The 19,731-nt window shown below is 70.8% G+C and carries 14 protein-coding genes and 2 pseudogenes; 10 read left to right on the top strand and 6 right to left on the bottom strand.

Going from position 1 to position 19,731, the window contains the following annotated elements:
• The 8 genes and pseudogenes from J7E93_RS19395 to J7E93_RS19430 all read left to right on the top strand — a co-directional run.
• A pseudogene (locus J7E93_RS19395) lies at window positions 1-1,405 on the top strand (histidine kinase); the annotation flags it as partial.
• A gap of 9 nt (window positions 1,406-1,414) precedes the next feature.
• Window positions 1,415-1,828, top strand: coding sequence for a roadblock/LC7 domain-containing protein (locus J7E93_RS19400; RefSeq protein ID WP_030325548.1), 414 nt, complete (start codon window positions 1,415-1,417; stop codon window positions 1,826-1,828).
• Between the two features lie 129 nt (window positions 1,829-1,957).
• The gene (locus tag J7E93_RS19405) at window positions 1,958-2,365 is read left to right on the top strand and encodes a DUF742 domain-containing protein (protein WP_215071167.1); all 408 of its coding nucleotides are present in this window, start codon (window positions 1,958-1,960) and stop codon (window positions 2,363-2,365) included.
• Entirely contained in the window at window positions 2,346-2,936 is a 591-nt protein-coding gene (locus tag J7E93_RS19410) for an ATP/GTP-binding protein (protein WP_215071168.1), read from the top strand. Before J7E93_RS19405 ends, J7E93_RS19410 begins: the two co-directional genes overlap by 20 nt.
• A gap of 339 nt (window positions 2,937-3,275) precedes the next feature.
• Window positions 3,276-6,458 (top strand): nitrate- and nitrite sensing domain-containing protein, encoded by a 3,183-nt coding sequence (locus J7E93_RS19415; protein WP_215071169.1) that lies wholly within the window; start codon window positions 3,276-3,278, stop codon window positions 6,456-6,458.
• Between the two features lie 7 nt (window positions 6,459-6,465).
• Entirely contained in the window at window positions 6,466-6,879 is a 414-nt protein-coding gene (locus J7E93_RS19420; protein ID WP_005311461.1) for a roadblock/LC7 domain-containing protein, read from the top strand.
• Window positions 6,880-6,972: 93 nt separating this feature from the next.
• Entirely contained in the window at window positions 6,973-7,533 is a 561-nt protein-coding gene (locus J7E93_RS19425; RefSeq protein WP_215071170.1) for a DUF742 domain-containing protein, read from the top strand.
• Complete coding sequence (locus tag J7E93_RS19430; protein ID WP_050791473.1) at window positions 7,514-8,095, top strand: ATP/GTP-binding protein; 582 nt, start codon at window positions 7,514-7,516, stop codon at window positions 8,093-8,095. The genes J7E93_RS19425 and J7E93_RS19430 overlap by 20 nt, the downstream gene beginning before the upstream one ends.
• Window positions 8,096-8,273: 178 nt before the next feature.
• On the opposite strand, the gene J7E93_RS19435 is transcribed toward J7E93_RS19430, so the two are convergent.
• The 5 genes from J7E93_RS19435 to J7E93_RS19455 all read right to left on the bottom strand — a co-directional run bounded on the left by J7E93_RS19435 (window position 8,274) and on the right by J7E93_RS19455 (window position 17,205).
• The gene (locus J7E93_RS19435; protein ID WP_215071171.1) at window positions 8,274-8,486 is read right to left on the bottom strand and encodes an acyl-CoA carboxylase subunit epsilon; all 213 of its coding nucleotides are present in this window, start codon (window positions 8,484-8,486) and stop codon (window positions 8,274-8,276) included.
• Window positions 8,487-8,501: 15 nt separating this feature from the next.
• Window positions 8,502-10,085 (bottom strand): acyl-CoA carboxylase subunit beta, encoded by a 1,584-nt coding sequence (locus J7E93_RS19440; protein ID WP_215071172.1) that lies wholly within the window; start codon window positions 10,083-10,085, stop codon window positions 8,502-8,504.
• A gap of 143 nt (window positions 10,086-10,228) precedes the next feature.
• Entirely contained in the window at window positions 10,229-12,580 is a 2,352-nt protein-coding gene (locus J7E93_RS19445) for a polysaccharide lyase 8 family protein (RefSeq protein WP_215071173.1), read from the bottom strand.
• 131 nt (window positions 12,581-12,711) lie between these two features.
• The gene (locus J7E93_RS19450) at window positions 12,712-16,557 is read right to left on the bottom strand and encodes an endo-alpha-N-acetylgalactosaminidase family protein (RefSeq protein ID WP_215071174.1); all 3,846 of its coding nucleotides are present in this window, start codon (window positions 16,555-16,557) and stop codon (window positions 12,712-12,714) included.
• A 138-nt stretch (window positions 16,558-16,695) separates the two neighbouring features.
• Entirely contained in the window at window positions 16,696-17,205 is a 510-nt protein-coding gene (locus tag J7E93_RS19455; RefSeq protein ID WP_215071175.1) for a hypothetical protein, read from the bottom strand.
• 249 nt (window positions 17,206-17,454) lie between these two features.
• Between J7E93_RS19455 and J7E93_RS19460 the strand changes: the two genes are divergently transcribed.
• Both J7E93_RS19460 and dnaN read left to right on the top strand, forming a co-directional pair.
• Window positions 17,455-18,066, top strand: coding sequence for a YceI family protein (locus tag J7E93_RS19460; protein ID WP_215071176.1), 612 nt, complete (start codon window positions 17,455-17,457; stop codon window positions 18,064-18,066).
• A 172-nt stretch (window positions 18,067-18,238) separates the two neighbouring features.
• Complete coding sequence (gene dnaN, locus J7E93_RS19465; RefSeq protein ID WP_215071177.1) at window positions 18,239-19,351, top strand: DNA polymerase III subunit beta; 1,113 nt, start codon at window positions 18,239-18,241, stop codon at window positions 19,349-19,351.
• A gap of 231 nt (window positions 19,352-19,582) precedes the next feature.
• Here the strand turns inward: dnaN and J7E93_RS19470 are convergent.
• Window positions 19,583-19,731 (bottom strand): annotated as a pseudogene (locus J7E93_RS19470) (integrase core domain-containing protein); the annotation flags it as partial.

Consider the following 19,731-nt stretch of genomic DNA (forward strand, 5'->3'; position numbering starts at 1 on the left):
CGGCCAGGTCGGTGCGGGCAGCGGTCCGCGGGCCGCGCTGCCCGGCCGGGACGGCGCTTCGCGCCCGAACGGTCCGCAGGGCGCACCGCAGGGTCAGGGCCAGGGCCAGGCTCCGCAGCCGCAGCACGCCCAGCAGCAGTCCCCGCAGACCGCGCAGATGCCGCAGGTCTCGCAGGAGCCGCAGCGTCCGGGGCTCGGTGCCGGCGGGTTCGGCGGCGCACAGAGCGCCATCCCGTCCCGTACGGACGTCTGGGGCGGACAGGGCAACCAGGGCGGCCAGGGTCAGGGCAGCCGGGGTCAGGGCGGCCAGAACCAGGGCGGCCAGGGCCAGAACCCGCAGGGACAGAACCCGCAGGGCAGCCGGCCCGGACAGAACGGTTTCCCCCGCGCCGAACTGCCCGGCGGGAACCCGCAGCAGCAGCGTCCGCAGGCCACCAGCTGGGGCAACGAGCAGGCGCAGCCGGCCCGCGGCCCGCAGCAGGAGATGACGGCGCTGGACGCCCCGCGCGGCCACGAGGAGCCGGAGTCGACGGGCCAGTACGCCCGGCCGACCGCTCCTCAGGGTCCCGGCTCCACGGGTCAGTTCCCGCGCCAGGACTTCGGTCAGCCGCAGCAGGCCCCGCAGGTCTACCAGCCCGCGCCGCAGGACCCGGCGTCCACCGCCCAGTTCGCGCGGCCCGACTTCGGGCAGCCGCAGCAGGCACCCCAGGGCTACCAGCCGCAGGCCCCGCAGCAGCAGAACCCGCAGGCTCCGGCCCCGCGCCAGCGCGGCGGCGGCGACTACGGTGCGCCGCGCCCGGCCGGCAACCTGCCGCAGCAGCCGCAGGCGCAGTCCCGGCCGCAGCAGCCCCGCCAGCCCGAGGCCCTGCCTCCGGCGAGCGGCTCCGGCGACGGCCGTACCCCGCTGTACGACACGCTGGAGACCAACTGGTTCCACGGTCAGGCGCAGGGTCCGGACCAGGGTCAGGGTCAGCAGGAGAACGGCCGGGTCCCGGACGTCGAGCAGACGATGCAGACGCCGGCCCTGCCCCAGCCGCCCGCTTCCCAGGCCCCGCGGCGCCCCGCGCCGCAGGGCGGCGGCGACGGCGGTCAGCAGGCGACCGGGCCCGCCTCCTGGCGGACCTCCCCCAATGACGAGCTGGTGCGCCAGGCCGAGCGGGTGCGCAAGCCCGCGGCCGGCGGTATCACCACCTCCGGGCTGCCGCGGCGGGTGCCGCGCGCCAACCTCGTACCCGGGACCGCACAGGAGCAGGCCCACACGGCCGGCCCCCAGGTCTCGCGTGCACCCGATGACGTCCGCGGCCGGCTCACCAATCTGCGCCGCGGTATCCAACAGGGCCGCCAGGCGGGCAACTCGACCACGGGTACCCACCACCTCGGCCCGACCCACCAGCAGGAGCGTTAGTTGAGCGCGATGAGCCAGGCGGCGCAGAATCTGAACTGGTTGATCACCAACTTCGTGGACAACACCCCTGGGGTGTCGCACACGGTGGTGGTCTCCGCCGACGGCCTGCTGTTGGCCATGTCGGAAGGGTTCCCCCGCGACCGCGCCGACCAGTTGGCGGCGGTCGCATCCGGACTGACCTCGCTGACCGCGGGCGCCTCCCGGATCTTCGAGGGCGGACCCGTCGCCCAGACCGTCGTGGAGATGGAGCGCGGGTTCCTCTTCCTGATGTCCGTCTCGGACGGTTCCTCGCTGGCCGTGCTCGCGCACCCGGAGTGCGACATCGGCCTCGTGGGCTACGAGATGACGCTGCTGGTCGACCGGGCCGGCAGCGTCCTCACCCCGGACCTCCGTGCCGAGCTCCAGGGAAGCCTGCTGCACTAGACCCGTACCGACAGGGAGGCACGCCCCTCCGTGCCTCCCTGGATCACACACCGTTCGGCCGCCCCATCCGGCCCCCCACCGGCCCCATCAGACGGCAGATGACCTTTTGCCGTCACGCCCGGAGGATTCATGACCCCGCCCCCCGCCTCTCACGATCCGTACGGCTCCTCACTCGACGAGTCGTACGGATATGAGGGCGACCAGCCGCTGGTACGTCCGTACGCGATGACCGGCGGCCGGACCCGGCCGCGTTACCAGCTCGCCATCGAGGCGCTGGTCAGCACGACGGCCGACCCGGCGCATCTCGCCAGTCTGCTCCCCGAGCACCAGCGGATCTGCCACCTGTGCCGTGAGGTCAAGTCGGTGGCCGAGGTCTCGGCCCTGCTGTCGATGCCGCTCGGCGTCGCCCGGATCCTGGTCGCCGACCTGGCGGAGGCGGGCATGGTGGCGATCCACCAGCCGGGCAACGGAGAGGCCGGCGGCACGCCGGACGTGACACTGCTCGAAAGGGTGCTCAGTGGACTTCGCAAGATCTAGCGGCGACACCGGTTCTCAGGGCCGGTCGACCACCAGCGCGAAGATCGTGGTGGCGGGTGGTTTCGGCGTGGGCAAGACCACGTTCGTCGGCGCCGTCTCGGAGATCAACCCGCTGCGTACCGAGGCCGTCATGACCTCGGCCTCGGCCGGTATCGACGACCTGACCCACACCGGGGACAAGACCACCACGACGGTGGCGATGGACTTCGGCCGTATCACCCTGGACCAGGACCTGATCCTGTACCTCTTCGGTACGCCCGGTCAGGACCGCTTCTGGTTCATGTGGGACGACCTGGTCCGCGGCGCCATCGGCGCCGTCGTGCTCGTGGACACCCGCCGTCTCGCCGACTGCTTCCCCGCGGTCGACTACTTCGAGAACAGCGGCCTGCCCTTCGTCATCGCGCTCAACGGCTTCGAGGGCCACCAGCCGTACAACCCGGAGGAGGTGCGCGAGGCCCTGCAGATCGGTCCTGGCACCCCGATCATCACCACCGACGCCCGCCACCGCGCGGACGCCAAGAGCGCGCTCATCACCCTGGTCGAGCACGCCCTGATGGCCCGGCTCAAGTAGGCGGAAGTCCAGGGAAGTTGTCGTACGCCTCCGCGGGGGCGGCCTGTGTCGTTTGACACGGTCCGCCCCCGTGTTCATAACGTTTCGAATGAGAATTGCGCCGTGATGGACACCCGACGCATCCGATCGGTACCACTGCGCTCACATGAGCCCCGCCTTTTGACGGGGCTCGTTCTTTATGCCCGTTTTATCTCAGGGTTGGATCACTGAAAGCGGCCGCTTACCGCTGTTTGGATGCGACCGCCTTCACGTGCTGCAATTCATGAACTCCCGAGTAGTACGGCCCTGAACGAAACACCGGCACAACGTAGGTGCCGACGCCGAGAGGTTGTTGGTCGAGTGAGGCGAAGCAAGGAAAGCTCCGCGGAACAGCAGGCGCGAGGCAACTTCACGCCGCCTGCGCGTACCGTGGCGTCGCCCGTGGAGGCACCCGCGACGCCCCGGACCGGGAGCGGCAAGGGCAGCCAGAGCAAGCTGTCCCCGCGCAACTGGCGCGTGCCCACCAGGCTGAACGCGATCCTCCTCATACCCGTGCTGGTCGGCCTGGTCATGGGCGGCTTCCAGGTGAAGGGGTCGATCGACACCTGGCAGGAGGCCCAGAACGCCGAGAAGACGGCGCTGATCATCCGCGCCGCCTCGGAGTACAGCCAGGCCCTGCTCAACGAGCGCGACCTCACCGCAGCTCCGCTGCTCACGGCCCGGTCCGCCGCGGACCGCAAGAGCGACGAGGTGACGCAGGCGTACGCCGTCACCGACGCCGCCGCGACCAAGTTCGACGAGGCCATCAAGGACATGCCGGAGGGCGAGGGCCTGGAGCGCCGCCTGAGGCTGTTCCAGGACGAGGAGCCCAAGCTCGAGAAGCTCCGCCTGGCCGCGTACACCCAGGCCCTGGACCCCGTGAACACCCAGCTCGGGTACACCGGCGTCCAGCACTACCTGATGGAGTTCTCCAACGAGCTCGGGCTCGGCACGGGCAACATCACCAGCTACGGCCGTACGGTCTACGCCATCCAGCTCGCCAAGGCGGCCGAGTCGCTGCAGCGCTCGATCGGTACCCAGCTGCTGGTACGGCCCAGCCAGAAGGACGCGGTCTTCGCCCAGCAGTCGGTGGCGTTCAACTCGTACAACTACCTGGAGCAGATCGCCCTCGGCGAGTACAACTCCGGCGGCACCCAGGCCGACGTCGACCGGCTGAAGCAGGTCATGGCGGGCAAGGCGGCCGAAGGCGCCAAGAAGATGGAAGCGGCCGGCATCGAGCTGCCCAAGGGCCCCGACGGCTCGGTCTTCACCGGCATGGCCAAGGAGATCGGCTCGGCCGAGGACGCCGACGCGATCGCCGCGCTGAAGCAGAAGGGCATCACCGCCGAGACCTGGATGGCCGTGGCCACCGGCAAGTTCGACGGCTACACCGAGGTCGAGAAGGAGCTCGTCGACAAGGCCGTGACGGAGGCCGCCGAGATCTCCTCGGACGCCCAGACGGACGCCTACCTCAACGGTGGCATCGTCGTCATCGCGCTGCTCGCCGCCTTCATCCTGGCCGGGATGATGGCCCGCCAGATGAGCCGCTCGATGCGTGAGCTGCGCACCGCCGCCTTCGCCGTCGCCGAGCAGCGTCTGCCGATGCTGGTCGACCAGCTCTCCCGTACCGAGCCCGGCCGGGTCGACACCCGGGTGCAGCCCATCCCGATCGACTCCCAGGACGAGATCGGCGAGGTCGCCCGCGCCTTCGACCAGGTCCACCGCGAGGCCGTCCGGCTCGCCGCCGAGCAGGCCATGCTCCGGGGCAACGTCAACGCGATCTTCACCAACCTCTCGCGCCGCAACCAGTCGCTGATCGAGGGCCAGCTGACCCTCATCACCGACCTGGAGAACAACGAGGCCGACCCGGACCAGCTGGAGAACCTCTTCAAGCTGGACCACCTGGCCACCCGTATGCGCCGCAACGGTGAGAACCTCCTGGTCCTCGCCGGCGAGGAGCCGGGCCGCCGCTGGGACCAGCCGGTCCCGCTGGTCGACGTGATGCGCGCCGCCTCCTCCGAGGTGGAGCAGTACGAGCGCATCGAGCTGGCCGGTGTCCCGGAGGCCGAGATCCACGGCCAGGCCGTGACCGACCTCGTGCACCTGCTCGCCGAGCTCCTGGAGAACGCCACCACGTTCTCCTCCCCGCAGACCAAGGTCCGCGTCACCGCGACCCGGCTGCCCGACGGCCGTGTGATGGTCGAGATCCACGACAAGGGCATCGGTCTGACCGCCGAGGACTTCGCGGACATCAACCACAAGCTGGCCAACCCGCCGACGGTGGACGCCGCCGTCTCGCAGCGCATGGGCCTGTTCGTGGTCGGCCGGCTCGCCGACCGCCACGGCATCCGGGTCCAGCTGCGCCCCTCGGGCGAGCAGGCCGGCACGACCTCTCTGGTCATGCTCCCGGACGCGATCACCCACGGTGGTGGTGGCGAGTCGCTGCCCGAGGACGACTTCACCGTCTCGCAGATCATCCCGCAACAGCAGCAGCACTCCTTCGAGCCCGTGCAGCAGCCGATGCGCACCGCGGCGGAGCTCGGCTTCGACGACTCCCGCTACGAGCAGCCCGGCGAGGACCGTCAGCTCGACCCGGTGAACCGCTCGCTGATGCGCGAGGAGCGCCGTGCCGCCCTGGAGGCGCAGGCACAGGGCGAGGAGCGTCCGCTGTTCCGGGACGAGGTCGACTCGTCACAGCAGCAGTACGTCCAGCAGGAACAGCGGCAGGAGTACGCACAGGAGTACGCGCCGGACTACGGCTCGCAGGCTCCGCAGCACGACGGTTACGCCTACCCGCAGCAGAGCTACGACGGCTACGGCCAGCCTGTCGGCGGGTATGCCGAGGCCAACTATGCGGAACCCGCCTACCAGGGCCAGGACAACGGCCAGGCGCAGTACGACCAGGCGTACGAGCCCCAGGGCCACCAGGGTGAGTGGGCTGACCAGGGTGCGTACCAGGGCGGTTTCGAGCAGCAGTACGGAGCCGAAGCGGAATCTGCTCCGGTGGCTCCCGAACCGGCTTCCGAGCGCGTAGGCTTCGACCGTCCGGGTTCCACGCAGAACTCCGTCCCGGACGCCGGCCACGCGCTGACCGACGCCGGTCTGCCGCGCCGTGGCGGCACCTCCTCGCAGGCCCCGCGGCCCGCACAGCAGGCCGCGCCGCAGTCGGTGCAGCAGCCGGTGCCGGCGCAGAACGAAGCCGGTGGTTCCGACGACTGGCGCTCGACCAACGACGGGCGCTGGCAGCGGGCCGAGAAGCTCCGCGAGCCGAAGGCGGGCGGGGTCACCCCCTCCGGTCTTCCGCGGCGGGTCCCGAAGGCCAATCTGGTCGAGGGAACGGCGGAGCAGACCCCGCAGGGCGGCCCCCAGGTCTCTCGCGCCCCTGAGGACGTGCGGGGCAGGTTGAGCAACCTGCGCCGCGGTGTCCAGCAGGGACGCACCGCGGGAACGGACACGAACGGATCGGGCCTCGGCCCGGGCAGTACCTACAACCAGGAGCGTTAGTGTGAGCATGAGCCAGGCGGCGCAGAATCTGAACTGGTTGATCACCAACTTCGTGGACAACACCCCCGGGGTGTCGCACACGGTGGTGGTCTCCGCCGACGGACTCCTGCTGGCGATGTCCGAGGGTTTCCCCCGGGACCGAGCCGACCAGCTGGCGGCCGTCGCCTCCGGACTGACCTCGCTGACCGCGGGCGCGTCCCGGATCTTCGAGGGCGGTGCGGTCAACCAGACCGTCGTGGAGATGGAGCGCGGCTTCCTCTTCATCATGTCGATCTCGGACGGCTCCTCGCTGGCCGTACTCGCGCACCCGGAGGCCGACATCGGTCTGGTGGGTTACGAGATGGCTCTTCTCGTCGACCGGGCGGGCAGCGTTCTGACTCCCGACCTGCGGGCGGAACTTCAGGGAAGTCTTCTCAACTAACAGACAGACAGTGCGTTACACGCCACCGCACCGTAAGGTGCGGTGGCGCGGCTCCACAGGGACATGGACCGCGAGGCAGTCGGAGGAGGAGACGTGGGAACACCCCCGGGCGGACGCCCCTACAACGGTTTTGACGGACAGCAGCCGCACGGCGACACCACGCAGAACCGGTTCAACTTTCCCTCCGCTCCGAGCAGGCAGGCTATGCAGCAGCCCTACCAGCAGCCGCAGGCCCAGCAGCCGGCGCCGGTGGCCGCACCGCGCGTTTCACGTGCGTCGGCTGGTTCCGGTGGTTCCGGTGGTTCCGGCACACACAACCCGCTGGTGCGCCCGTACGCGATGACCGGCGGCCGGACCCGGCCGCGTTACCAGCTCGCCATCGAGGCGCTGGTCAGTACGACGGCCGATCCGGCCCGGCTGCAGGGGCAGTTGCCCGAGCACCAGCGGATCTGCCGACTGTGCTTCGAGATCAAGTCGGTGGCCGAGATCTCGGCACTTCTCTCCATTCCCCTCGGCGTTGCCCGGATTCTCGTCGCCGACCTGGCGGAGGCCGGACTTGTCGCCATCCACCAGCCCGGCGGCGACGAGGCCGCCGGCGGTCAGCCAGACGTGACACTGCTCGAAAGGGTGCTCAGTGGACTTCGCAAGCTCTAGCGGCGGCGCGGCCCGTTCAACCACCAGCGCGAAGATCGTGGTGGCGGGTGGTTTCGGCGTGGGCAAGACCACGTTCGTCGGCGCCGTCTCTGAGATCAACCCGCTGCGTACCGAGGCCGTCATGACGTCTGCGAGCGCGGGCATCGACGACCTCACGCACACCGGCGACAAGACGACGACGACTGTCGCGATGGACTTCGGCCGTATCACCCTGGACCAGGACCTGATCCTGTACCTCTTCGGTACGCCCGGTCAGGACCGCTTCTGGTTCATGTGGGACGACCTGGTCCGCGGCGCCATCGGCGCCGTCGTGCTCGTGGACACCCGCCGTCTCGCCGACTGCTTCCCCGCGGTCGACTACTTCGAGAACAGCGGCCTGCCCTTCGTCATCGCGCTCAACGGTTTCGACGGCCACCAGCCGTACAACCCGGAGGAGGTCCGCGAGGCGCTGCAGATCGGTCCCGACACCCCGATCATCACCACCGACGCCCGCCACCGCGCGGACGCCAAGAGCGCGCTCATCACCCTGGTCGAGCACGCCCTGATGGCCCGCCTGCGGTAGGACACTCCGACGGACTGCCCGTACGCGAGGGCCCGCCCCACCGTTCCGGTGCGGCGGGCCTTTTCGTGTGCCGGCGTACGGGTCCACGTCCCGGTCCGGGCTTGGCGGCCCGCGGCCGGGCGGCAAGCCGAAGACCCCCGGCTCGGTGTGAGCCGGGGGCCTTCGGTGCGGTGCTGGGTCAGCCCTGCCAGGAGTGGGAGGGGCGGAAGCCCGACTGGCGCTCCAGGCGGCGCCAGCCGGCCGTGGAGCGGCCGTGGGCGGACCTGGCCGAGTCGTCCGCGGGCTGGGCGGCGGCGCGGGCGAGCAGGACCGCGGTGATGGCGGCCAGCTCCTCGGGGTCGGCGTGGCCCTTCTCGACACGGAGAAGGTTGGCTGTGGCAGGCGTGGTCACTTGTGTGGGCTCCTCTTACTGAGGCGGGTTGCCGTGCTTGCGGGACGGCAGGTCGGCGTGCTTGGTGCGGAGCATGGCGAGGGACCGGATGAGGACCTCCCGCGTCTCTGCGGGGTCGATCACGTCGTCGACCAGTCCGCGCTCCGCCGCGTAGTAGGGGTGCATCAGCTCGGCCTTGTACTCCTTGACCATGCGGGCTCGCATGGCGTCGGAGTCCTCGGCCTCGGCGATCTGCTTGCGGAAGATGACGTTGGCGGCACCTTCGGCGCCCATCACCGCGATTTCGTTGGTGGGCCAGGCGTACGTCAGGTCGGCGCCGATGGACTGGGAGTCCATGACGATGTACGCGCCGCCGTACGCCTTGCGCAGGATCAGTGAGATCCGGGGCACGGTCGCGTTGCAGTACGCGTACAGCAGCTTCGCGCCGTGCCGGATGATTCCACCGTGCTCCTGGTCGACGCCCGGCAGGAAGCCGGGTACGTCCAGAAGAGTGACGATGGGAATATTGAAAGCATCGCACATCTGGACGAAACGGGCAGCCTTTTCCGAGGCCTCGATGTCCAGGACCCCCGCCAGGGACTGCGGCTGGTTGGCGACGATACCGACGACCTGGCCGTCCAGGCGGGCCAGCGCGCAGATGATGTTGCGGGCCCAGCGCTCGTGGATCTCCAGGTAGTCGCCGTCGTCGACGAGCTCCTCGATCACCTTGTGCATGTCGTACGGGCGGTTTCCGTCGGCCGGCACCAGGTCGAGCAGGACGTCCGAGCGGCGGTCCGCCGGGTCCTCGGAGGCGACGTTCGGCGGGTTCTCGCGGTTGTTCTGCGGGAGCATCGACAGGAGGTAGCGCACCTCGGCGATGCAGGTCTCCTCGTCGTCGTACGCGAAGTGCGCGACGCCGGAGGTCTCGGCGTGGACGTCCGCGCCGCCCAGGCCGTTCTGGCTGATCTCCTCGCCGGTGACCGCCTTGACGACGTCCGGTCCCGTGATGAACATCTGCGAGGTCTCGCGGACCATGAAGACGAAGTCGGTGAGGGCGGGGCTGTAGGCCGCGCCGCCGGCGCAGGGGCCGAGCATCACGCTGATCTGCGGGATGACACCCGAGGCGCGGGTGTTGCGCTGGAAGATGCCGCCGTAGCCGGCGAGGGCGGAGACACCCTCCTGGATCCGGGCGCCGGCGCCGTCGTTCAGGGAGACCAGGGGCGCGCCGGCGGCGATGGCCATGTCCATGATCTTGTGGATCTTGGTCGCGTGGGCCTCACCCAGGGCGCCGCCGAAGATCCGGAAGTCGTGGGCGTAGACGAAGACCGTCCGGCCCTCGACCGTGCCCCAGCCGGTGACGACACCGTCGGTGTACGGCTTCTTCGCCTCCAGGCCGAAGCCCTGGGCGCGGTGCCGGCGCAGCTGCTCGACCTCGTTGAAGGAACCAGGGTCGAGCAGCAGCTCGATCCGCTCGCGAGCGGTCAGCTTGCCCTTGGCGTGCTGCGCCTCGGTCGCACGGTCACTGGGGCCGCGCCGCGCCTCCTCGCGCAGGGCGTGCAGCTCGGCCACTCGGCCACGCGCGTCAGTCGGCTCGCTCGGGATCTGGTCCACAACGGTCATGTACCGACCCTACGAAGCCGACCGAGCAAATCCCGCCGTTGACTCCGTACAGTCTCCCGCGTCGATTCCTGGTGGAGTAAGACAGAACCGCCATTCGGGGGTATCGAGTCAACAGCGGGACACCCCTTGCTTTTGTGGGGTTCTCACATAGCCACCTGGCAGCGGTGTGTGGCTCCCGCCGTTCCCGGTGTGATCCGCAGGCGCAGGGGGCGGCCCGTCGCCAGCACCTCCACCGAGGGATCGTGGGAGATCACCCGGCGGACCGGCCGGTCCCAGACGAGCTCCAGCGGCTGTCCGGTGCGCGGCGGCTCGCTGACCCGCAGGTCGAGGACGGACCGCCGGCGCCGTACGAGCACGCTCGCCGGGGCCGTGACCGTCAGGGCCCCCACCGTACCGGCCCGCCAGAGGTTGGCGGCCGTCAGCCCGAGGGACGGGACGGCGACGGCCTGCCGGTCGGCGTTGTTGTCGAGAATCCGCAGCCAGTCCTCGTCGGCGGCGCGGGCGGCCAGGGTGCGGCGGGAGGCGCCCGGCATCAGCAGATAGGCGTAGGAGGCCCCGACCGGGTCCGTGCCGTGGTCGAGCCAGAGCGTCCGATAGGTGCGGGTGCGGCGCTCGGTGGAGCTGGTGGTGTTGATGTCGCTCCAGGCGCCGGTCCGGTCCTCGCGCAGGGTGCGGAGGTCCGCCGTGCCGCCGGGCAGGATCCAGCCGCCGTGACCCTCCAGGTGGGCCCAGCGCTCCCCCGTGGTGAACGCGTTCGTCCCGTTCCCGCCGAGGCAGCGGTTGTCGACGACGGTCTCGACGGGGACGCCGTCGCTGGCGGTGATCCCGGCGCCGAGGCAGATGACCGTGTCGGCGGCGCAGAACCAGGACTTGCGGGCCTCCAGGGTGGAGCCCAGGCCCTTGATGTGCTGGCCCACGGCGGCGAACTCGCCGTCGGTGGCTCCGCCCACCCAGCGGACGGCCGGCCGGTGCGCTCCCCACTCGCCGCCGGCCCGGTCCGCGAGCCGCTTGGTGGAGACCGTGGTGCCGGGCAGCCGGTAGGGGTCGACGGTGGGCCAGAACCAGTCGGTGTACTGGCCGCCCTGGTCGGGGGTCCACCAGTAGAGCATTCCGGCGCCGGTGTGCCAGCCGCGCGGGTTCTCGCCGTTGCCGCACTCGTAGGAGGAGATGCGCTCCGAGGACATCGAGAGGTTGGCGGCCCAGCCGGGGCGGCGGTGGACGGCCCGGTCCATGGAGGCGAAGAGCCGGTGCCCGGTCGGCTCGGGGGCGGCCGGTACGGGCGCGGCGGCGACGGCGTGCAGCCGGGCGAGGTCGGCGACGCCGAACTGGCGGGCGGAGAGGATCGGGGAGACGGTGTCCCGTTCGATCCACCCCTTCAGGCGCGCGTGCCAGCGGTCGCGCTCGGCCGCGCTCGCGCCGCCCGCGAGGAGGGCGACGGCGGCGATGATCCCCTGGCCGTGGAAGTGGTCGGAGCGCATGATCTGCCGCTCGTCGTTCTTGAGGTAACCGCGGCTGATGGCGCGGCCGTTGACGCTGTCCATCATCAACCCGTCGTAGATCAGGGGCGCGTAGGCGTTCTCGACGCTGTCGAGGATGATCTGCCGGTTCGGGTCGGTCACGGCCCAGGTGGAGCCGGCGAGCAGGGTGAAGAGACGCCCGAGGCCGTCGAGCATGACCTGTCCGTACGTGCCGGAGTAGGCGACCCAGGTGTGCTGGACGAACGAGCCGTCGGCGTAGAGGCCGTCGCCCTTGGTCACGTACGGGAAGACGGGCGAGAGGGCGTCGCGGGCGAGGGCGACCTTGGCGGGGTTCGCGCCGAGGATGCCGCGCAGGGCGACGGAGCGGCAGAGGTCGACGCGGTTGGCGCCGGTGGAGGTGCCGCTGTAGTTCCTGAGCATCGCGTCGGGGATGAAGTGGTCGACGGCGGCGCAGGTGGCGGCGATCCGCTCGGTGCCGAGGTGCGGGTGGAGCGCGGCGACGATGTCCATGAGGAGACGGGGGCTGCCGATCTGCCACTCCCACCAGTTGCCGTAGCGGACGGTGGTGGGCTTGTAGATCTTCGCGGAGAGGTGGTCGAGGCCGCGCAGGATGTCGGCGAGCAGGGACGGGTCGCCGGTGAGGCCGGTGCCGGGCTGTGCGTACGCCTGGGTCATCGTCCACAGGCGGCCGTAGCTCTGGGTGATGCCGGCGGGCGGGTCGAAGGTGTACCCGGGCCAGAGGGAGGTGTCGGTGGGGGCCATCGAGGCCCGGAAGGCGCGGGCGAGGTCGCCGGTCTCGGCGAGACGGGAGGCGTACGGCTCGGCGCCGGCGTCGAAGCCGGCGCCGAGCTGGATGTCGAGCCAGCGCAGCCGGAGCGCCTCGAACTCCTCCGCGGATGGGGATGGGGCCACGGGCTCCGCCGCGTGGGCGGGAGCGGGGAGCCCGAGGGTCGCGGCGGTGGCCGTGGCCGTGGCTGCGGCGAGGAAGGTACGGCGGGACCAGACGGGAAGGGGCACAGGAGCCTCCCGGGGGAAGAGGTGTAGACCGGTTGGCGCCCGGTGTAGCACCCGCTTCCGGACGCAATCAATGAGCACGGCACGCATCCGGCACAAGCGCTTTCCGTCAACTCCCGTCCGGTCCCGCCCGATCAGCTACCGCAGTGGAACCGTGCGTTCCCCCAGTCCGCGTGATCGTTGCCGTTGCCGTCGCCGCCGTCACCGGCCACGAGCTCGACGTAGGAGGCCCCGGTGACGTCGGCGGTCAGCGACCAGGCCGCGTCCGTCGCCTTCAGGACCGGCGACTTCACCTTCTCCGTACCGTCGGCGAGGACGCTGAACTGGACCGTGCCGCGCGTGGCCTGGACATCGTCCACGCCGACCTCGGCGGTGAGAGAGGTGCACCTCCCGCCCAGGTAGTAACGGACCTTGGCCGGGGCGTGGGTCCCCAGACCCTTCGTGTACGTCACTCCCCCGATCCTCAGGGGGCCGCCGTCGCCGGTGCCCGTCTCGCCGTTGGAGAGGTCGCGCTCGACGGGTCCCCAGCCGTTGGCGGCCGAGGTCCAGTCCAGGTCGCTCGCCCAGCTGTCGGTGGTGGGCGGCGGGGGCAGCGTACGGACCGAGGTGGCGGCGGTCAGCTTCCTGGCCTCTCCCCCGACGCTGTACGTGACGGTGGAGCCGAGCGGGTACGCCTGGTAGGCCGCGTCCACCGGGGGTGTCACCGTCCAGGTGGCGGTGGCCCTGGCTCCGGCCGCGACCGTGTCGAGGGCGACGGGGGCGGCCGGCTCGGCGGTCCAGCCCGCGGGGAGGGTGAGCGCCGCCCGGGCCCCGCTGACCGCGCTCGTCTCGTCGTTGGTGAAGGTGGCCGTGACGGTGTTCGGCCGGCCGGGCTCCAGGGTGTCGGGGGCGGTGACGGAGAGTGTGCCGCAGGCGGCCTTCTCGGCGGCCGGTCCCAGGTCGGTGACGGTGAAGGAGTCGAGGACGAAGTCGGCGCCGTCGGGCGCGTCACCGCGCTTGCGCAGTCCGGTCCAGGTGTCGCCGCAGCCCGCGGTCACGGTCTGGGAGAAGTGACCGGTGGTCCGCTGCTGTCCGATCGGCGTGCGCCGGGTCTCCACGGACCCCGCGGCTGCGTTCGTACGGTCGTAGCCGGTGACCCACTCGTAGGCGCCGGCGTGGCTGGACTGGTAGTCGTACTCCACGCGGTAGCTGTGCCCGTCCTTCATCGGGACGGTCCAGGGCGCGGTCCGGTAGACCAGGCCGCTGTTCTCGTCGTGCGACTTCAGCGACTCGGCACCGCCGATGACGTCGTCGATCGGTTTCCCGTTCCAGCCGGCCTGGGTGTACGGGGAGTGGAGCTGGGCGATGTGGGTGCGCGGGTCGGTCGTCCCGCCGGAGTCGCCCTTGAGGAAGGGGCCCCAGCCCTGGTCGACGGCCTCGAAGTCCTCGTACACGGCTGTGCCGGCCTTGGCGGTGGGGGCGTTGGCGACGATCCGGACGTCGTCGATCCGGACGGTGGCGGTGCTGCCCGCCGCCGCCTCGATCTTCAGGGTGGTGGTGCCGCCGGCGGGCGCGGTGAAGTTCACCTTGGCGCGCTGGAGGCGGGTTCCGTTCCAGTCGGATGCGGCGACCCGGTCCTCCAGCGAGGAGCGCTCGACGGTGACGGACCTGCCGCCGACGGAGAGGGTGGTCGGGCGGGTCCTGCCGGCCTCGACCTCGATCAGCGCGGAGGCGGTGTACCGCGCGCCGGGGGTCAGTCCGGTGATCTGCTGGTGCACGGACGCGGCGGCGGAGCCGGTGAGCTTCGCGCTGTTGCGGCCCTGGCCGTCGGTGTCACGGGCGACCGTGCCGGCCGTGGACCAGGCGGCGAGCCGGCCGTCGTTGAAGCCGGGGTCCTTGACCGGGGTGCCTTCGCCCCAGCGCGGGTCGCGCGGCTCGGGGGCGCGGTCGGGGTAGAGGACGTAGGGCTGTCCGGCGACGGCGTCCAGGGTGATCCTGCCGCCGGTGGGCCGTACGGTCCCGGTCTTCACCCGGCCGTTGTCGGTGAGTCGGTACACGGAGTACGAGCCGGTGCCGGGGACCGCCCAACTGGTCCTGCCGCCGGACCTGTTGTAGTGGTAGAGCTTCTTTCCGGCATCCCAGGGGAGCAGGTAGTTCTCGCCGTCGAGGACCTTGCGGCCGTTGTCGTAGAAGGTGCGGCGGCCGTTCTCGACGGTCCCGCGGACCCCGGCCGTGAAGGTGATGTCGTTGCCGTTCCAGCGGGTGATCTTCTGCTGCTGGAGGTACTTGGCGGGCAGGTTCTTCTGCCAGATGTTGGCGTAGAAGTGGTTCCAGTCGGTCTCGCCGGTCCAGCCCTCGAAGTCCTCGAGGGCGGTCTGTCCGAGGACCGGGTGGTTGTTCCAGACGTCCTTCTCGCCGTTGCGGATGAAGCGGATGATCTGGGAGTTGAGACCCTTGTTGGTGGCGCCGCCGTAGTCGAGGTCGTTGGCCCAGTGGGACCAGAGCGAGGCGCGCTCGAACTTCTCGGACCACTCGGTGGCGACGTTCCACCCCTGGGCCTGCACGGCCTGCATCGTCTTGTCGGCGATCCAGCCGTGGGTGTAGTAGACGTCGATGTAGAGCATCGACAGGTTGGGGTCGGTCTCGTCCCTCAGCTGCTGGAAGCGGCGGGCGAGGTCGCCGCTGTTGATGTCCCGGCGCTGGTCGATGTAGTAGCTCTGGTTGAGCCAGTTCCAGCCGGGCCTGGTCTTGTCGACGAGGGTCTCGCTGAAGTTCTTCGCCTCGGGGTACGACTCGGTGGCGTTGACGTGGACGCCGAAGCCGGCCCCCCACTTCTTGCCTTCCCTGAGCAGGGTGTTGAGGTCGTCGAGGCCGCCGGCGCGCTTGTTGTAGTTGCCGCCGTAGTCGGGGTGGGCGGAGTCGTGGCCCTCGGAGCCGTACCCCTTGAGCAGGGCGAACTGGCCGAGGCCGTCGGTGGCGAGCGAGACGCGCTTGACGTCGTCGAGGGTGCGCAGGAAGGGGTGGGTGGCGTTGCTGGCGAAGTTGAAGGGGATGTGGGCGATCACCCGGCCGGGGGTCTGCTCGGCGCCCGGGGCCTTGATCCCGATGGTGCGGAAGGCGAGGGCGCCGTCCTGCCAGTCGGTCCTGCCGTCGGCGTTGGCGTCGGGGGTGACGACGACCTTGGCCCAGGGGAGGTTCTGCCCGCTCTCGGGCCGCGGGGCGCCGGCGCCGCGGTAGGTCCACTGGCCGGACCAGACGCCGACGCGGGTCTCGGTGCCGTTCTTGCGCGCCTGGTGCCAGAAGCGGGCGCCGTCGCGGGCGCTCGCCCCGGAGGGCTTGTCGTAGGAGGAGTTGGACTCGACGGCGGCGGCGAGGGAGCCGGTGTGGACGATCGCGTAGCTCGCTCCGGTCGCCGTGGCCTCCGCCGGGGTGGCGTCGGTGATCGTGGCGAAGACGTCGGCGGTCCGGGTGGAGTCGGAGTCGAGGCGGGTGAACGCGGTCCCGGCGCCGCCGTCCGCCGAACCGACGGAGACGAGGTCGTGGCCGGGTATGTCGAGCGTCCCGACCCGGAAGGTCTCGGTGTCGCGGACGGCGGTGACCTTGAAGGTGGTGGCCCGGCCGCTGACGCTCAGGGTGGCGTCGATCTCGACACCCGGCAGCTCGGGGAAGGTCAGGGTGTACGCGGCCGCGGTGGCGGACAGGACGGGGGCGCCCTTGGCCTGCACGCCGTACGCGGTGCCGTTGAGGACGATCCGCGTCACCGGGGCCGTACTGCCGAGGAGGCGGGCGCCGGTCGCGCGGTCGGTGTACGAGACGACGCGCGGGAAGTCCTCGGCGACGGCGACGGAGAGCTGGTCGGAGCCGATGAGCGCGGTGGCGGCCACGGCGCCGCCCTCTTCGGCGAGGGCGGGTCCGGCCGGTCCGGCCAGGGCGAACACGGCGGATGAGGCGGCGGCGAGCGCGCAGGCCGCACGGATTCTTCGCGACTTGGGGAGGGGCATGGCCACTAGTTGGCCCCTGGCGCGCGGCACCGTCAACGAGATGGCGCCCCGGGGGCCCCACCAGTCCAAGAACCCTCTTCGGTTAGTCCAAGTGAGGTCCGAAGAGGGTGCCTTGGCTGACGCGGGGCGGTGATCCGGTCAGCAGCCGCCGCAGTTGTAGTACGTCACGTCCCAGTGGTTGCCCTCGTCGGCGTAGATGTTGCCGGAGCCGGACTTCCACTGCGGGGCGCCGTCGCCGCGCAGGCCGATGTAGGTGAAGGTGTTCTTGATGTAGCTCCCGACGCACGTGTACTTGCTGTAGTCGAGCTTGTAGCCGTTCCAGTGCGAGTACGTGCCGCCGGCGTGGCCGGTCTCGGTGCCGCCCGTGATGTTGAGGGCGCAGCCGCTGGCGCTCTTGAGGGTCTGGGCGCCCTTCGCGGTGGCCAGGTTGAGCTGCTCGAAGGACGTACAGGTCGGGTTGTTCCGGTCGGAGCAGCCGCCGGACGACGACCAGGTGATCCCGGAGTCGCGGAACATCGATGTCGCGGTGGCGTGGCTGATCTTGGTGACCGCGTGGGCGTCGGTGGCGCCGGTGAGGACGCCGACGCCCGGGGCGAAGAGCGCGCCGAGGACGAGGGCGAGGGCGGTGAGAACGGAGCGGACCTTCATCGGGGGATGCCTCCTGCTGATGACCGTGTCGGATGGGACGGCTGTGCAGGTGGAGCGAGGCGTGCTGATCGAGCAAGGAGATGGTGCCGCAGCTCTACGCGCGTCCGCCAGAGGGCGTCGGCGCCTTCCGGGTGAACATCCGTGGATAGATGTTGAAAGTTGAACGGAATGGAGTTATCGTCGTTCTCGTTGAAGGTTCAACAAACTTCAGAAGCGCACCTCCGCGTCTCGTCCCCCAAGGAGCACGTCATGGGCATCTTCGGCCGCAAGAACGACACCGCGGGCACCGCCGTCGCCACCCTCCCCGTCGACCCGGCCCTGGCCGCGCTGACCGGCGAGTACACCATCGACCCGGCCCACAGCAGCATCGGCTTCACCGTCCGTCACGCCATGGTCACCAACGTCCGCGGCACGTTCGCCGAGCACGAGGGCACGCTGGCGCTGGACGGCTCGAACCCGGGCGCCTCCACCGCCTCGATCGACGTCCGGATCGCCTCCATCGACACCGGCATCGCCGACCGCGACGGCCACCTGCGCAGCGGCGACTTCTTCGACGCCGAGCAGTTCCCGCTGATGACCTTCCGCTCCACGGAGGCCGCGCAGCTGGGCGGCGACACCTACCGGGTCACCGGCGACCTCACGATCAAGGACGTCACCCGGCCGCTCTCCATCGACCTGGAGTTCAACGGCACGGCCACCGACGTCTACGGCAACGAGCGCGTCGGCTTCGAGGGCTCGGCCGAGATCCTGCGGTCCGACTGGGGCCTGACCTGGAACGCGGCGCTGGAGACCGGCGGTGTCATGGTCAGCGACAAGGTGAAGCTGAACTTCGACATCTCCGCGATCAAGAACGTCGCCTGACCCTCCCGACCGGCCCCTCGGGGCCTGGGAGAACGAGCGCGCCCGCCCTCCGCGACAGCGGAAGGGCGGGCGCTCGGCGTTTCCCCGCAGGAACGATCATGGCCGCGCGGTTCTTCCCGGCACGCGGTTCTTCCCGGCGACGTTGTCAGTGGGTGCCGCTAGCGTCGGCGGCATGGAATTCCGTATCGACAGCGATGAGTTGACCGACGCTGTGGCCTGGGCCGCCCGCGTGCTGCCCGCCCGGTCGCCCGTGCCGGTGCTCGGCGGGCTGCTCCTGGAAGCGAGGGACGGCCGGCTGCGCGTCTCCGGTCTCGACCACGAGGCGTCGGCGCGCATCGAGGTCGAGGCGGACACGGTGCGGGAGGGCCGGGCGCTCGTGCTGGGGCGGCGGCTGCTCGACATCTGCAAGGTGCTGCCCCGGGGCGTGGTGGAGTGCGCGGTCGAGGGGGCGCGCCTCTCGGTGACGGGCGGGGACGCGCGCTTCGGGCTCTCCCTGCTGCCGCTGGACGACTACCCGGCGCAGCCCGGTCTGCCCGCTTTCCGGGGTGTGGTGGACTCGACGGCGTTCGCGGCGGCGGTCGGGCAGGTGGCGGTGGCGGCCGGCCGGGACGACTCGCTGCCGGTCCTGACCGGGATACGGCTTGCGCTCGACGGTACGACGATGACTCTGGCCGCGACCGACCGCTACCGCTACGCGGTCCGCACGCTGGAGTGGAAGCCGGAGGACGGCGCCGAGCCGGCCGAGGAGACCGATGTCGTGGTGCCGGCCCGCCGGCTGACCGAGATCGCCCGGTCGCTCTCCGGCGCGGGGCCGGTCCGGCTGGCGCTGGACGGTGGTTCCCTCGGCTTCGAGAGCGAGGAGACGGGGACCCGGACGACGACCCGGCTGCTCGACGGGCGCCTTCCCCGGCACGACAAGCTCTTCGCCCTGGGGGATCACGCGGTCGCCGTGACGGACCGGGTCCCGCTGGTCGAGGCGGTGAAGCGGGTCGCCGTGGTGGCGGAAGGCGACAGTTCGGTCCAGCTCACCTTCGGCGGGGCGGCCGTCCAGCTCCAGGCGGGGTACGAGGACGACGTGGCCTCGCAGCGGCTCGCGGCGGCGCTGGAGGGCGCGGAGGCGATGACGGTCGCCTTCAATCCCGGTTATCTCCTGGACGCGCTCGGCTCCTTCGACTGCGATGCGGTGACCTTCCGCCTCCTCGGCCCGGGCCAGCGCGCGCTGATCACGGACGGGGCGGGCGAGACCCACCGCCATCTGCTGATGTCGGTGAAGCCGCTGGTCTAGACCCCAGAAGCTGGTCCAGAACCCAGAACCCCCTGGGGGCATCGAGGGAGACTCCCTCGGGAGTGTCCGGAAAGTATCGCCGTCCGCCCGAAGGGCGGGGCCCGCGGCGTCCGGTGCGTGCGATCGCAAGGCGCCGGGATGCCCTCGTAGCGGAGCTACTTGGGCATTTCGGCAACGCAGCGAGGGCGCGTGCAGGGCGTCGCGGGCCAGGCGAGACTTTACGGACACGACCTAGATGTATTGCCCTGTGAGGTTGGGGACGCGGCTGGCGGGTGGTTTGCCTGCGAGCGCGGTGTGTCCGCGGTGGTGATTGTAGGTGTGCAGCCACTGTGGGAACGCGGCCCGGCGTTCTGTCTCTGACTGGTAGGGGCGGGCATAGG

Origin of the sequence: Streptomyces sp. ISL-36 (genome assembly GCF_018614205.1) — a bacterium.
GTDB lineage: Bacteria > Actinomycetota > Actinomycetes > Streptomycetales > Streptomycetaceae > Streptomyces.